At 74.7% G+C, this 14,721-nt stretch carries 10 protein-coding genes; 5 read left to right on the top strand and 5 right to left on the bottom strand.

The annotated features are described in order from the left end of the window. The first annotated feature begins 5 nt into the window (after window positions 1-5). The 3 genes from uriH to BM093_RS20535 are packed head-to-tail and all read left to right on the top strand — an operon-like array spanning window position 6 to window position 3,243. A complete protein-coding gene (gene uriH, locus BM093_RS20525; RefSeq protein WP_093347089.1) occupies window positions 6-974 on the top strand; it encodes a uridine-preferring nucleoside hydrolase UriH in 969 nt (322 codons plus the stop codon). Then, window positions 971-2,401 (top strand): uridine transporter UriT, encoded by a 1,431-nt coding sequence (gene uriT, locus BM093_RS20530; protein ID WP_093347093.1) that lies wholly within the window; start codon window positions 971-973, stop codon window positions 2,399-2,401. Before uriH ends, uriT begins: the two co-directional genes overlap by 4 nt. Next, window positions 2,398-3,243 (top strand): ribokinase, encoded by an 846-nt coding sequence (locus tag BM093_RS20535; RefSeq protein ID WP_093347098.1) that lies wholly within the window; start codon window positions 2,398-2,400, stop codon window positions 3,241-3,243. The genes uriT and BM093_RS20535 overlap by 4 nt, the downstream gene beginning before the upstream one ends. Window positions 3,244-3,252: 9 nt before the next feature. On the opposite strand, the gene pknB is transcribed toward BM093_RS20535, so the two are convergent. Beyond that, on the bottom strand, window positions 3,253-5,106 hold the full coding sequence (pknB, locus tag BM093_RS20540; RefSeq protein ID WP_245773663.1) for a Stk1 family PASTA domain-containing Ser/Thr kinase: 1,854 nt from the start codon (window positions 5,104-5,106) through the stop codon (window positions 3,253-3,255). Between the two features lie 151 nt (window positions 5,107-5,257). Here pknB and BM093_RS20545 point away from each other — a divergent pair, with 151 nt between their 5' ends. Both BM093_RS20545 and BM093_RS20550 read left to right on the top strand, forming a co-directional pair. Next, window positions 5,258-5,611, top strand: coding sequence for an Rv2175c family DNA-binding protein (locus BM093_RS20545; RefSeq protein ID WP_245773664.1), 354 nt, complete (start codon window positions 5,258-5,260; stop codon window positions 5,609-5,611). A gap of 480 nt (window positions 5,612-6,091) precedes the next feature. Next, on the top strand, window positions 6,092-8,833 hold the full coding sequence (locus tag BM093_RS20550; RefSeq protein WP_177238599.1) for an HNH endonuclease signature motif containing protein: 2,742 nt from the start codon (window positions 6,092-6,094) through the stop codon (window positions 8,831-8,833). Window positions 8,834-9,259: 426 nt separating this feature from the next. Here the strand turns inward: BM093_RS20550 and BM093_RS20555 are convergent, their stop codons facing one another. From BM093_RS20555 to BM093_RS20570, 4 genes are all read right to left on the bottom strand, one after another. Continuing rightward, entirely contained in the window at window positions 9,260-10,255 is a 996-nt protein-coding gene (locus BM093_RS20555; protein WP_093347114.1) for a phytoene/squalene synthase family protein, read from the bottom strand. Continuing rightward, window positions 10,233-11,888 carry a polyprenol phosphomannose-dependent alpha 1,6 mannosyltransferase MptB gene (gene mptB / locus BM093_RS20560; RefSeq protein ID WP_177238600.1) on the bottom strand — a complete coding sequence of 552 codons (1,656 nt, stop codon included), beginning with the start codon at window positions 11,886-11,888 and terminating at the stop codon, window positions 10,233-10,235. The genes BM093_RS20555 and mptB overlap by 23 nt, the downstream gene beginning before the upstream one ends. Window positions 11,889-11,956: 68 nt before the next feature. Next, window positions 11,957-13,516 (bottom strand): phytoene desaturase family protein, encoded by a 1,560-nt coding sequence (crtI, locus tag BM093_RS20565; protein WP_093347118.1) that lies wholly within the window; start codon window positions 13,514-13,516, stop codon window positions 11,957-11,959. Beyond that, complete coding sequence (locus tag BM093_RS20570) at window positions 13,513-14,631, bottom strand: polyprenyl synthetase family protein (RefSeq protein WP_093347121.1); 1,119 nt, start codon at window positions 14,629-14,631, stop codon at window positions 13,513-13,515. Before BM093_RS20570 ends, crtI begins: the two co-directional genes overlap by 4 nt. Between the last annotated feature and the right edge of the window lie 90 nt (window positions 14,632-14,721).

Consider the following 14,721-nt stretch of genomic DNA (forward strand, 5'->3'; position numbering starts at 1 on the left):
CGCGCATGGCGGAGAAGATCATTCTGGACTGCGATCCCGGGCACGACGACGCGATCGCGCTGCTGCTCGCCCACGGCGACCCCGGGATCGAGCTGCTCGCCGTCACGACCGTGGCCGGCAACCAGACCCTGCCCAAGGTCACCCGCAACGCGCTGTCGGTGGCGACGCTGGCCGGGATCACCGGTGTCCCGTTCGCGGCCGGTGCCGACCGCCCGCTGCTGCGTGCGGCCGCGGTCGCGGCGGACATCCACGGCGACACCGGCCTGGACGGGCCGGAGCTGCCCGAGCCCGCGTTCGACGTCGTCGACACCCACGCCGTCGACCTGATCATCGACACCGTGCTGGCACACGAGCCGGGCACCGTCACCCTGGTCCCCACCGGTGCGCTGACCAACATCGCCCTCGCCGCCCGGCGCGCGCCGGAGATCGTCGAGCGGGTGCGGCGGGTCGTGCTGATGGGCGGCGCCGTGCACGGCGGCAACCTGACCCCCGCCGCGGAGTTCAACATCGCGATCGACCCGGAGGCCGCCGAGATCGTCTTCGGGGCCGGCTGGGAGGTCGTCATGGTCGGGCTCGACCTGACCCACCAGGCCCTGGCCACGCCGGAGGTCCGCCGCGCGATCCGCGCCGTGGGGACCGGACCGGCCCGGTTCGTCGACGAGCTGCTGGAGTTCTTCGAGCACAGCTACCGCGCCGCGCAGGGGTTCGACGCGCCGCCGGTGCACGACCCCTGCGCCGTCGCGCACGTCATCGACCCGACGGTCGTGCGCACCGTGCCGGCGCCGATCGTCGTCGAGACCGCGGGCCGGTACACCGCCGGCATGACGGTCACCGACCTGCGTGGCCCGGCCCCGCAGGGCTGCCGCACGCACGCGGCGCTCGAGCTCGACCACGGGCGGTTCTGGGACCTGGTGACCGGCGCGCTGGCCCGCATCGGCGAGCCGAGCCTGACCGCGTCGGAGCGTCCGGCATGAGCGCCACCGGCCGACGCCCGGTCGTCACCCTGGTCGTCGCGGTCCTGGCCGCCTGCGTCGCGTTCCAGCTCAACGCCTCGATGCTCAGCCCGGCGCTGGTCACGATGGCCGGCGAGCTCGGCACCGACGAGGCCACCATCGGCCTGTCGCAGACGATGTTCTTCACGCTGGCGGCGATGTTCTCGCTGTTCCTGCCGCGGCTCTCGGACATCGCGGGCCGGCGGCGGGTGCTGCTGGTGATGCTGGCCGTGATGCTCGTCGGCAGCGTGATCGCCGCACTGGCGGTGAACGTCGGGATGCTCTTCGCGGGCCGGATCCTGCAGGGCATCACCGGGCCGGTGGTGCCGATCGGGCTGCTCATGCTGCGCAGCGAGATCGCCGACCCGCGCCGCTACGGCGCCGCGCTCGGCCTGATCACCGCCGTGAACGGCGGGGTGGCCGGGGTCGACGCCTTGCTCGGGGGCTGGCTCGCCACCGCGTACGGCTTCCGCGCGATCTTCCTGGTGATCGCGGCGACGACGGTCGTCGCGCTCGTGTGCGTCGCCGTGTGGGGCGTCGACTCGGCGCCGTCGGCCGGGACCCGGATGGACTGGCGCGGCGTCGTCCCGCTGGTCGTCTCGGTGGGCGCGCTGCTGCTGGCGTTCGACGAGGCCGGCGGCCTGGCGGCGGCGGACTGGCCGCTGGTCGGCGGGTACGCGGTCGTCGCACTGGTCGCGTTCGTGGTGTTCTGGCGGCTGCAGGACCGCACCGAGCAGCCGCTGATCGCGACCCGCCACCTGCGCCGCCGTGCCACCTGGGCCACGCTGGGCACCACGCTGCTGACCATGACCGGCGTGTTCGCCGTCGTGAACGGGCTGGTCGCCTCGCTCGCCCAGAACGCCGGGGCCGGGTTCGGCCTGGAGGCCGACCTCACCGCGCTGGTGCTGCTCGCCCCGTACGCGCTGGTCGGATGGCTGGTCGGGCCCTTCGCCGGGCGGCTCGCACCGGTGCTCGGCTACCGGTTCGTCCTGCGGATCGGGCTCGCCGGCAGCGTGCTGGCGACACTGGTCATGGCGTTCGCCGGTGTGCAGTCGTTCACCGTGCTGGTGATCGCGACCCTGCTGCTCGGCGTCACCTATGCCGGCATCGCGAACATCGTGCTCAACGGCCTGGGTGTCGTGCTGTCGCCGCCGGAGAACCCGGGGATGCTGCCCGGGCTCAACGCCGGCGCGTTCAACCTCGGGTCCGGGATCAGCTTCGTGATCCTGCCCGCCGTGCAGGTGGCGGTCGGTGGGAGCGAGCAGGCGACGGCCGCCGGGTACACGGCGGGCATGCTGGTCGGCGCCGCCTGTACCGCCGGTGCGCTGGCGCTGTCGCTGCTGATCCCGCGGCCGGCGACCGCCGAGGCGGACGGCCGGGAGTCGCGGGAGCTGGAGGACGTGCGGTGAACGGGGTACTCGTCGTCGGGTCGCTGAACGCCGACCTGGTGGTGCGGACCGAACGGTTCCCGTCGGCGGGGGAGACGGTGGCGGGGGCCGACCTCGTCGTCGGTCCCGGCGGGAAGGGGGCCAACCAGGCCGTCGCCGCCGCCCGCCTCGGCGGCGAGGTCACCATGGTCGGTGCGGTGGGCGCCGACGCGCACGGCGCGCTCGTGCGCGACGCCGTGGCCGCGGCGGGCGTCGACGTCGCGCGCGTCGCCACCCGCCCGGACACCGCCACCGGCACCGCGGTGATCACCGTCGACGCGGGTGCGGACAACACGATCGTCGTGTCGCCGGGGGCGAACCGGACGCTCTCGGCGGCCGACCTGCCGCCGTTCGACGGCGTCGCGGTCCTCACCCTCTCCCTGGAGATCCCGCAGGCAACGGTATTGGCCGCGGCCCGGGCCGCCCGCGCGGCCGGGACGACCGTGCTGCTCAACCTCTCCCCGTTCGGCCCGGTGCCGGACGGGTTGCTGGAGGTCACCGACGTGCTCGTGGTCAACGAGCACGAGGCCGCGCTGCTCGGGGAGCACCCGGTCGCCCGCACGGTCGTCACGCACGGCGCGCAGGGCTGTGTGGTCGACGACGCCGGCGTGCGGACGGTCGTCGACGCGCTCGCGGTGGAGCCGGTGGACACCACCGGCTCCGGCGACGCGTTCCTCGCCGCGGTCGCGGTCCGGCTCGCCGCAGGCGACCCCCTGGCCGACGCGGCCCGCCACGCGGTCCGGGTCGGTGCGTTCGCGGTGACGGTGGTGGGGGCGCAGCTCCCGGCGATCGGGGCGCGGGAGCGGTCCTCGTTCGGGCTCTGACTCGCCGGTCTACAGGACGGTCAGGGTGATCGTGTCGCCCGGCTCCGCGTCGTCGCCCGGTCCGGGCTCCTGACCGACGACCCGGCCGTCACGGCGCCCGAACGGGAAGCTGCGTTCGACGTCGACGTCGAAGCCCTCCGACTCGAGCAGCTCCTCGGCGTCGTCGACCGACTCCCCGATCACGAACGGCACCCCGGACGGCTTCTCGGGCTCCGGGGTCGGGGCCGGTGGCGGCGGGGCCGGCTCCGGGCCGCTGCTGGTGACCAGCGTGACCGCGGACCCGCCCGGCAGCCGGGTCCCGGCCGCGGGGTCGGTCCGGATCACCGCACCGGCCGGGACGTCCGAGCTGTACTCCTCGGCGCTCGTCGACCGGACGGGGGTCAGCCCGGCCTCCCGCACGGCCGCCTCGACGTCGGCGACGGCGCTCCCGGCCGGCACGTCGGGCACGGCCGGGCGACCGGTCGAGACGATGAGCGTGACCGTCGAGCCGCGCAGCACGCGGGTCTCGGCGGCCGGGTCGACCTCGGCGACGACGTCCGGGGCGACCTGGTCGTCGGCCCGTTCGTCCACCGACGGCGTCAGGTCCGCCTCCGCGATCAGGGTCGCCGCCCGTTCCCGGTCGAGGCCGGCGACGGCGGGCATCGTGGTCCAGCGGCCCGACCCCAGCCACCACGCGCCGGTACCGGCCAAGGCCGCGAGCAGCACCAGCAGCACCATCCACAGCGCGAACACCCGCCGGCCGCGGCGGCGCTGCGTGCGCAGCTCACCCCGCGACAGCGCCTCCGGCTCGCCGGCCGGGGTCACCGCGGTGCCGTGCGCGCCGCGCGGCTGCACCCGGGTGCCGGACGGTCGCTCGGCGGCGTCCGCGCGGACCCGCCGCGGGGACGCGGGCAGGGTCGCGCCGTCGTCGGGCGGCGGGGGGCCGGGCGGGCGCGGCACACCGGTACGGGGCAGCCCCAGCCGCTCGGCGACCGCGATCAGCTCCTGGCGGAAGTGCTCGGCGTCGACCGGGCGGTGCTCGGGGTCGCGGGCGGTGGCCCGCGCGACCAGGTCGTCGATCTCGCGCGGCAGCCCCGGCACCAGGGCCGAGGGCGGCGGGACGTCCTCGTTCACGTGCCGGTAGGCCACCGACAGCGGGTTGTCCGCGGTGTAGGGCGGCTGGCCGGTGAGCATCTCGTAGAGGACGACGCCGGCGGCGTAGACGTCGCTGCGCCCGTCCGCCCGGCCGGTCTCGACCTGCTCGGGGGAGAGGTAGGCCATCGTCCCGAGGATCATCCCGGCGTGGCTCACGCCCGCCTCGGCGGCCGCGGTGAGCAGCCCGAAGTCGGCGACCTTGACCTCGCCGGACGAGGCGATGAGCACGTTCTCCGGCTTCACGTCGCGGTGCACCATGCCGAGCCGGTGCGCGCGGGCGAGCCCGGCCAGCACCGGTTCGAGCACCTGGACCGCGGCCGGCAGCCCGAGCGCGCCGCGGGCCCGCAGCACGTCACGCAGCGTGCCCCCGTCGACGAGCTCCATGACGACGAACAGGCTCGGCTCGCCCAGAGGCCCGGCGGGGACCGTCCCCCGGTCGTACACCGCCACCACCGAGGGGTGGTCGATCCGCGCGGCCAGCCGTGCCTCGCGGTCGAAACGGGTGCGGAACGCCTGGTCACCCGCCATCCGCGGGTCCATGACCTTGATCGCGACTGCGCGCTCCAGCCGGGTGTCCGTGCCGTGGTACACAGTGGACATCCCGCCGCGGGCCAGCACCGGTCCGATCCGGTAGCGGCCGTCGAGCAGCGCGGGGGAGGGGCCGTCGGCGACCATCCGCCCGGCCCCACCCGGCGTGCCGGGATCGGCCGGTCCGGACGGTGCATTCACGCCGGGAAGGCTACTTCAGCGTCGGTCACGGTCCGTGCGGGTGGTCCGCGGGGTGTGGCGGGCTCGCACGCGGCGGTGCGTCGCGGAACGGGGTGAACCGGCGGGTACGGACGGTGGGCGGCGGCGGGTCCGTATGAAACAGTGTTCGGCTGTGAACGAGTCCCTCCCCGCGGCGGTCACCGAGGAGACGCTGGCCGTCTCCGACGTCGCCGCCCGGCTGTCGATCCCCGCCTCCCGCGTCATCCAGCTGGTGCGCGACGGTCAGTTGCTGTCGCTCAAGCACGAGGGCGAGGTCGTCGTCCCGGCAGTGTTCCTGGACGGCGACGAGGTCGTGCGCGGCCTGTCCGGCACGATCATGGTGCTGCGCGACGGCGGCTACGACGACCGCGACATCCTGGCCTGGTTGTTCACCGACGACGAGTCGTTGCCCGGCTCGCCGATCGGGGCGATCCGGGCGGGGCGGCACAAGGAGGTCAAGCGCCGCGCGCAGGCGATGGCGTTCTGACTCGCTCGGGGTTCGCCGGGTTACACACGCTCCACCGTGGCCCGCGTCGGCGGCGGATCAGCATGGCGTCCGTCCTCGACGCCGGGTTCGTGGCGATCCGGGTCACTCCGGTGAGGCCGGTGTCCTGCGCGTGCCCGGCTTCCGGGGCTTCTCCTGCGCGTGCCCCGACATCCGTTCGGTGGTGGGGCGAGGTCGCGCTGATGCCGGCGGGCGGCCGGTCCAGCACGGCTTGCACAGCTCCTCCGGGGAGATCAGCGTGCCGCCGTCGACGGCGGCACGGACGGCCTCGACGAGCAGAACCGGGCGGGCGTTCGTCGGGCCCGCCCGGCCAGGACCGTGTCGTCGAAACCCACGACGCTGACGTCCGCGGGCACCCGCAGCCGACGTCCGCGGGCACCCGCGGCCCGGCGGTGGTCAGCCCGCGCAGGACGCCGACGATCATCTGAGGTCGAAGCGCGGGGCGGGCTCGGTCGAGTGCCCGTGCCGGGTTCGAGCAGAGCCTCCCTGCGCGAGCAGCCCGCTGTTCCGGGGATCGCCGCGAACTTTTCACCAAGAAATTCTGTCGATCCCGCCTCCAGCGGCCTCGGACGCCCCGAAAGTGTCGGACCTCGAAGATATGTTCGACCCATGCAGCAGCCGGTGGTGCTCCCCGACGGGCTGGCGGACCTCCCGCCCGGCCCCGAACTGGGTGCGTTGCTGGCCGGGATCGACCCCACCCGGGTCGCCAATCACGACACCGTGACCGTGCTGCAGGCGTGGCGGCGGCAGCGTTCCCACAGTGATGCTGCGGAGTTGGCGATCTTGGCCGAGGTCGGGCACTGCGACCCGTTCGCCCCCGCCGGGCGGATCGCCCGGCTCGAGGAGGCACCCGCCGACTGCGGGTTGGAGATCGCGGCAGCGTTGACGCTGACCGAGGTCACCGCCTGGCGCGAGTACGCCCTGGCCGACACGCTGATCCACCGGCTGCCAGCGGTGCACGCCTCCCTCACCGCGGGGAACATTGATCGGGCGAAGGCGATGTTGTTCGCCGACTATCTGGAGCCCTTGACCGATGCCCAGAACGCCCGTATCTGCGCCGCCCTGCTGCCGCCGGCGCCCGATCTGACCACGGGGCAGTTGCGGGCGCGGTTGCGGCGGATGGTGTTGGCGATCGACCCGGAGGCCGCCCGGCGCCGGTATCGGAAGGCGCTGCAGCAGCGGCGGCTGGTGTGCTACCTCGATGAGGACGGCACCGCCACGCTCACCGCGACCGGGTTGGACCCGACGGCGGCGCAGGCGGCGTGTGAGCGTGTGGATGGTTTGGCTCGTGAGGTGCGTGCTGCTGGGCATCCGGAGCCGTTGCCGGCGATTCGGGCGGATCTGAGTACTGCGTTGCAGGACGGCAGTCTGCACACGCTGAGCCACGACGAGATCATCGCGGTGATGCTGGCCCGGGCCACTGCACCTGACCCGGAGACCGGTGAGTCGAGCGGCACCGGTACCGACGCGGCCACCGGCACCGGCTCCGAGTTCGACTCCGCCACCGGTACCGGTACCGGTACCGGCTCCGACACCGGTGCCGGCACGGAGACCGCGACTGGAGCGCACCATGATGCCGCTACCGGGACCGGCGAGGGCTCCGACCACGACTCCGACTCGAACTCGGGCACCGATACGAACGCCGACGCCGACTCTGACTCGGCTTCCTGCACCGGCACCGACGCCGACTGCGACCCCGGCTCAGCATCCGGGTCCGCCACCGACACCGGCACCAACGCCGGCACCGGGTCCACCGGGATCGCTGCGCGGCATGGCGGTAGCCGCGAGCACAGTGCGGACAGCAGCGACAGCGACGACAGTGGCCGGTCGAGCCGGGCCGGCACCGAGGCCGACGGCGATACCGACAACCCCGGCGAAGACGACGACGCGACCAGTCCCGGCGCCTCTGGTTCCGATGCCGGAGGCGACACCAGCGGTGCCGGTGACTCCGAGTCGGCCTCCGACCCCGCCCCGAACTCTGACTCCGACTCCGACTCTGGGGGTGTCGACGGGGGTGAGGACGACGGTCACAGTGACCGCGGAGGCAACGACAACGGTGACCATCCCGGCGATGCCGAGGGCGGCGACAACGACGGCCCCGACCCCGACCCCGGCCCCGACCCCGGCGACGGCAACTCCGGCGGCCCCCACGATGACGGTCCCGACGCAGGCGGCCCCAGCGATGGTGACGGCGGCGGTGGTGGTCCCCGGGGCGGTGGACCCGGTGGCGGCAGCGGCGGTGGCGGCGCACGCCCCATCCCGGAACGCGCCCGGCCGGGTATCGAGATCCGCCTACGTCTGTCCACCCTGCTCGGCCACGACGACCACCCCGGCGAGATCCCCGGCCTCGGCCCGATTCCCGCCCACATCGCCCGCGACTGTCTGGCCCGCCAGCAGTACGCCGAGTGGCGCTTTGCGATCACCGACGCCGACGGCTACCTGGTTCTGGCCGGCACCACCCGCCGCCGCCCACCCCGACCTCCCGGCCCGGGTGGGCGTCCACTGATCCGGCAGGCTCATGGCGGCACCGTCGAACTGCAGGTCCCCGCCACCCTGCTCGAAGAGCTCGCTGTGGACCCGCCACCCGGGTGGGGGCCGTTGATCGCCGACCTGGCCGCCCAGTATGCCGACCGCGCCACCCTGCTGGCGGAGTTGGATCGGCGCTCCGGGGAGCGGTTCCCGCACCCGGCGCTGCGGCGTCATGTCGAGGTCCGGGATCGCACGTGCGTGTTCCCCGGGTGTCGTCGTCCGGCGCGGAAGGCCCAGCAGGACCACACGGACGATCACCAGTACGGCGGGCCGACGACCAGCGATAATCTCGGTCCACTCTGCGTGTTTCATCATGCGATCAAGACCGCCGGACGTTGGCGGGTGCGGCAACCGGTGCCGGGGGTGTTCCGGTGGCGTAGCCCGTTGGGCCGGTTCTACACCGCCCGCGGCGAACCGGTCTGCCCACCGTTACCCGACCCGCTACCCGGCCCCGAAGCCGAGGTCGGGCAGGTCGAGGCCGTGCCGGGTCTGGGGAGTCCGTTGCAGGCCGAGTTCGACGAACGGCCCCTGTTCCCGACCCCACCGGAGGAACCCGAACCGGAGGAACCTGAACCGGAGGAGCCGGCGGCCACCTCGACCGAGGCGGCGACGCCGGCCACCGATCCCGAGTCCGCGGCGACCGACCGCGCACCGCCGGACGAACCGCCGTTCTGACCGCGGTGCCGCCGACCCGGTCGAACGACCTTGCGCCGCGTGCAGTGCGGCCCGGCGCGGCTCCGAGGCCATCGCACGGACGGTGGGCGACCGGGTGGGCCGGCCCGCAACCGGCGCGGTCGGGCTCGCGGGCGCCGTGAGCCCCGGAGCCTTCCGAGGAGGGAGCACGCGCCGGCCTGCGGGGCGTCCGGACCGGGGCGCCCGTGTGCGCGGTTCGCCCCCGGCACATCGGCGACCGACCCCGGCGCCACCTGCGGAGGCCGCCGCGCCGGCGCATCGGTGTCGATCACACGGCCCGCGGGACGACTGGGTGTGCTGCCGCGCCGAAGGCCATGCGCCCGCCGGACCGAGCGATCACCGTGCCGTCGAGGCGCGGACCGCCGTGGACCGAGGCGGTGCCCGGCCGCGCGGCGAGGCCGCAGCGGATCACCGCCCGAGACGGCCCCAGCGGGCGCGGGTGGACTGCCGTCCTCGCTCGGCGAGCGCCCGTCCCAGCCCCGGGAGGGCGACGGCGGCGCGGCGCCGGTGCGGCACCGCGACGCGACGGCCGAGCACGTCGTAGTCGGCGTCGGCGATCTCGTCGAGGATCTCCGAGTACAGTGTTCGTGCCGCGCCGACGCAGGCCCGCGACACCGGTTCCAGCATGGGGATCCCCGGGTCGGCCCGCCGGTAGGTGGCGCGGGTACGGGCGACCAGGTGGGCCAGGGCCCGGCGGACCCGCTGGTCGGCACGCCCGGTACGTCGGCACCAGGTCAGCAGCTCACGGTCGACCCCGAACGCCGCGAGCTCATCGGCCGGCAGGTAGATCCGGCCGCGGTCGAGGTCCTCGGCGACATCGCGCAGGAAGTTCGTCATCTGGAAGGCGACCCCGAGCAGCGCAGCGTGCGGTTCCGCCTCGGCGCGGGGCGCCACCGTCCCGAGCACGGGCAACGTCTGCAGGCCGATCACCGCGGCCGAACCGTGCACGTACACGGCGAGGTCGGCGTCGGACGGGTAGTCGGTCACGGTGAGATCCATCCGCATCGAGACCATGAAGTCCCGGAAGAGCTGCGGGTCCAGGTCGTGCCGGCGGGCGGTCTCGGCGACCGCGATCACTTCGGGCCGGGAGTCGGACAGCGGGGTCCCGGCCAGCGCTGCCGCGAGCTGGCGGTCGAGCCCGTCCAGCGTGGCGTGCGGGTCGCCCCCTCCGACCCCGTCGGGGTCGTCGACGATCTCGTCGGCGAACCGGGCGAAGCCGTAGAGCGCGTGGATGTCCACCCGCCGTCCGGGCGGGAGCAGCCGGGTCGCGAGGTAGTAGGTCCGCCCGTGCCGGGCGTGCAGCGCGCGACAGCCGGCGTACGCCTCGCGCAGTACGGGATCGGTCAGGCCGGCGGCGTCGAGCTCGACGCGGGTGGCCCGCTCAGCCGCGGCCGGGGAGGGCATCGTTCACCGTGGGGACCTCGGGTGCGTCGGCGGGTGCGGCAGGGACGGCGGTGGCATCGGCCGGGCTGTCCCGGAGCCGGGTACGGCGCAGCCCCAACGGGTCGGGGCGTAGCAGCGACACCGCAGCCAACACGCCGGCGGCGGCGCACAGCACCAGGTACGGCCAGGCGTACAGCGCGGTCTCGCCGTTCGGGAAGTAGACGATCATCAGCCAGATCGAGCCGAAGACCACCCACTGCATGCCGCGCGCACTCCACGCGGTCATCGCGAGCAGGCAGAAGCCCCAGCTCAGGTACCAGGGCAGCGTCGTCGGCGACAGCACGGCGGCGAACGCCATCGCGATCGCCGCGTTCCGGATCGCGACCGTGCCGCCCTGGCGCGCCGTCCACCACAGGCCCACGATCAGCAGCGCGAGCACCCCGCCGCCGATCGCCCGGAAGGTGTCGACGAACGCCTGCTCGTTCAGTTCCTCGACGAACATCCCGGCCAGCGCGGCGGTCGCCTGCCCGGCCCCGGTGGACCACGACAGCCAGTTCACGATCATGGACGGCGCGCTGAGCGCGGGCAGCCAGCCCAGCCCGAACCCGCTCAGCCAGGTACAGCCGCCGAACACGACGAGGAACACCGCCACCGAGGGCACCCCGGCCCGGACCAGCCGGGACCAGAACCCACCGGACAGCCGGGCCGCCGCGATCAGCACCAGGAACGGCAGGATCAACCCCGCCGAGGCCTTGACCGCCATGGCGAGCGAGCCGACGGCGACCGCCCATCCGACCCGGCCCTGCAGGGCGAGCACCGCGGCCAGCGGGAGCAGCCCGACGACGAGCAGGTCGTTGTGGACCCCGCCGACCATGTGGACGATCATGACCGGGTTCGCGACGGCCACCCACAGCGCCACCGCGGGTCGCCCGCCGAGCCGCCGGGTCAGGGCCGGGAGCACGGCGATCAGCAGCGCCACACCGGTGAGCAGCGCCAGTCGCATCGCGATCACGCCGAGCAGCACGTTCTTGCCGACGAGCAGGACGATGCCCTGCGCCAGCAGGATGAACAGCGGCCCGTACGGCGCCGGGGTGTCCTGCCAGAAGAAGTGGACGTTGTCGGTGAAGATCCCGCCCATCGCGTCCGGCCCGAAGACGTACGGGTCGTACCCGGCCAGCGGCAGGGCCCCCTGTGCGAGGTAGCTGTACGGGTCCCGGGTGAACAGCGGCGGCGTCACCAGCATCGGCAGCGCCCAGACCCCGGACAGCGTCAGCACCGCGCGCCCGCCGACCCGGCCGGCGAGGACCTCCCGTCCCAGCCGGACCCACGCCCACACCATGAGGACCAGGCCCGCGTAGATCACGATCGAGGCGAGCATCTGGCCGTGGCCGTACCGCCAGAACGACAGCCAGGAGTTGCCCAGGAGCGGGTCCCGCATCGGGATGCCGCCCCCGCCGGGGGCACCGAGGAACATCAGCACCGTGCCCGCGAGGCCGAGCAGCAGGACACCACGCGGGGGCCGGCCCAGCCGGTCGACGAGACCCGGTCGGGAGGAGGCCGGGGCGCCGTCCCGGGGATCGCTCGCGTCCCCGGCCGGGACCGCCGGACCGGGGTCCGCCGGGCGGGGGAGCGGGGGCGAGGGCTGGGCGGTCATCGTGGGTGAATCGTCCCACGTGCCGGTCCGCACGATCGCTGCGGCCCTGGGCAGCGGGGTCGCAGCCCTCAGTGCACCACCCGGGGCCTCGTGGCCCGGTCGGAGCGCTCGGCCGGACGCGGACCGGTGATCCGCTCGGCGGCCAGCCGTCCGGAGATCAGCACCGGGGGTATGCCGACCCCGGGCGTCGTGCCGCAGCCGGCGAGTATCGCGTTCGCCACACCGCGCACGAGGTTGCGCGGCCGGAACGGCCCGGTCTGGGCCAGGGTGTGCGAGGCGGAGAACGGCGTGCCCGCGGCCATCCCGGCGTCCGCCCAGTCCTGCGGTGTCCACAGCCGGGTCCAGCTCGGCTCGGCGGCGGAGTCGACCAGCCCGCGCTCGGCGAGCACCCCGAACAGCTCGGCCGCGTAGGCCGGGCCGACCCGGCCCCAGTCGACGCCCGGGGCGACGACGGTGTTCGGGCACGGCGCCAGCACGCTCAGCAGCTCCCGCCCGGCGGGCTGCAGGCCGGGGTCGGTCGACCCGGGCCGGGTGACCAGCAGCGACGGGTCGCTCATGAGGCGGCCGTCGTCGATGATCTCCCGGAAGGTGCCGTCCCACGCGGCGCCGAACGAGATCGTGTGGTGCTCCCGGGCGGTGCCCGGCGTGGACGCGGGCATCCCCGCGTGCACCACCACCGCCGACGGCGACCAGCGCAGGCCGGCCGGCCGGCGCGGCGCACCGCCGAGCAGCTCGTACACGGCCGGCAGCTCCGGGGTGAGGACGACGGCGTCGCACGCGGTCTCCGTGCCGTCGTCCCCGTCCGGTCCGGTGTGGCGTACGGCGGCCACCCGGTCGCCCGAGCGGAGCAACCCGGTCACCGTGCGGCCGTAGTGGATCTCGGCGCCGGCGTCGACCGCGGCCGCGGCCAGCGCGGTCCCCACCGACCGCATCCCGCCGCGCGGGAACCACACCCCGGCGACGGTGTCCATGTAGGCGATCACGCCGTAGGCGCCCAGCGCGTGCCGGGGCGCGACCCCGGCGTACAACGCCTGGAACGAGAAGATCCGCTGCAACCGCTCGTCGGGCAGGAACCGCTCGATCCGCCGCCCGAGCCGCCCGAACCCGCCGAGCGCGGCCAGCCGGGCCAGTTCCGGTCCGAGCAGGGAGAACGGGGAGTCCATGTTCGCGCCGATGAACGAGGTCATCTCGGCCCGGTACAGGTCGGTCAGCCAGCGGCGCAGCTGCCGGTAGCCCGCTGCCGAGTCCGGACCGCACGTCTCGCGGATCTCGTGCTCCATCGCCGCGGCGTCGGTGTGCACCGCGATCGCGGAACCGTCGGCGAACTCGGCCCGGTAGGCCGGGTCCAGCCGGACGAGATCGAGCCGGTCGGCCGTCGTCTCGCCGACGGCCGCGAGCGCGGAGTCGAGCAGCTCCGGCATGGTCAGCACGGTGGGGCCGGTGTCGAGGAGGTACTCGCCGTGGTCGTCGGTGACGTCGAGGCGGCCCGCCCGGCCCCCCGGGAAGGTCTCGCGTTCCACGATCGTCACGCGGCGGCCGGACCCGAGCAGGTGCAGGGCCGCGGACAGCCCGGCGAGGCCTGCGCCGACGACGACGACGTGGTCGGTGCGCCCCTCGATCCGCTTCACCAGGCCCGCCGGGTGGCGCGCTCGGCCAGCTCGAACAGGTTGCGCCGGCCCGGTTCGGCGACCGGGGCGGCGTCGAGCGCGTCCAGGGCGGACCCGGTCAGCGCGGCGATCCGCTGCTCGACCGCCTGGACCGCGCCGAGCTCGGACAGCGCCGAGCGCACCCGCTCCAGGTCCGGCTCCGGGTTGCCGAGTGCGCCGGTCACCATGTCGTGCGCGGCCCGGTCCCCGCGCTGCTCGGCCCGCTGCAGCGCGGAGGCGATCAGCATGGTCCGCTTGCCCTCGCGCAGGTCGTCACCGGCCGGTTTGCCGGTGACCCGTGGGTCGCCGAACACGCCGAGCAGGTCGTCGCGCAGCTGGAAGGCGACGCCGATGTCCGCGCCGTAGCGGCGGTAGGCACCCACGACCTGCTGGTCGGCACCGGCGATGGCGGCGCCCAGGTGCAGCGGCCGCTCGACGGTGTAGGCGGCCGTCTTGAACCGGTCGATCTTGAGTGCGGTGTCCTCCGAGGTGTCCCCGGACGCCTGTGCCAGCACGTCCAGGTACTGCCCGGACAACACCTCGGTCCGCATCGCCTGCCACGGTTCGGCCGCCCGTGCGTGCGCCCCCTCGGGCAGCGCCGCGGAGCGGAACATGTCGTCGGCCCACACCTGGGCGAGGTCACCGGCCAGGATCGCCACCGCCGCGCCGAACCGGGCGGCGGGACCGGACCAGTCGTTCGTCGCGTGCGTGCGGGCGAACTCCACGTGCACCGTCGGCCGGCCGCGGCGGGTGGCCGAGGCGTCCATCAGGTCGTCGTGCACCAGGGCGCAGGCCTGGACGAGCTCCAGCGACGCGATCGCCGTCAACACCCCCTGGGCGTGCTCGGCCTGCGGATCGCCGCCCGCGCCGCGCCAGCCCCACCAGGCGAACGTCGGCCGCAGCCGCTTGCCGCCGCCCAGCACGAACCCCGCCAGCGCGTCCGCGACCCGGGTCACCGCCGGATCGACGCCCAGCACGTCGGCCCGGCGCTGGTCCAGGTACCCGGCCAGTACGCGTTCGACGTGCTGGGGGAGGGCGTCGTCCAGCGGAGCCGGACCGGCCCCCACGAAAGGGGTCGAGCCGGACGAATCGGGCATGGAAGCGGGACGGTGCACCACGGTTCCAGGCTATCCGGCGAGATCGTCGGGCGCCGGTCGACCGCAGGTGGGACCTGTCGCAAGGGGGTG

This window comes from Pseudonocardia ammonioxydans, assembly GCF_900115005.1.
GTDB classification, from domain to species: Bacteria; Actinomycetota; Actinomycetes; order Mycobacteriales; family Pseudonocardiaceae; genus Pseudonocardia; species Pseudonocardia ammonioxydans.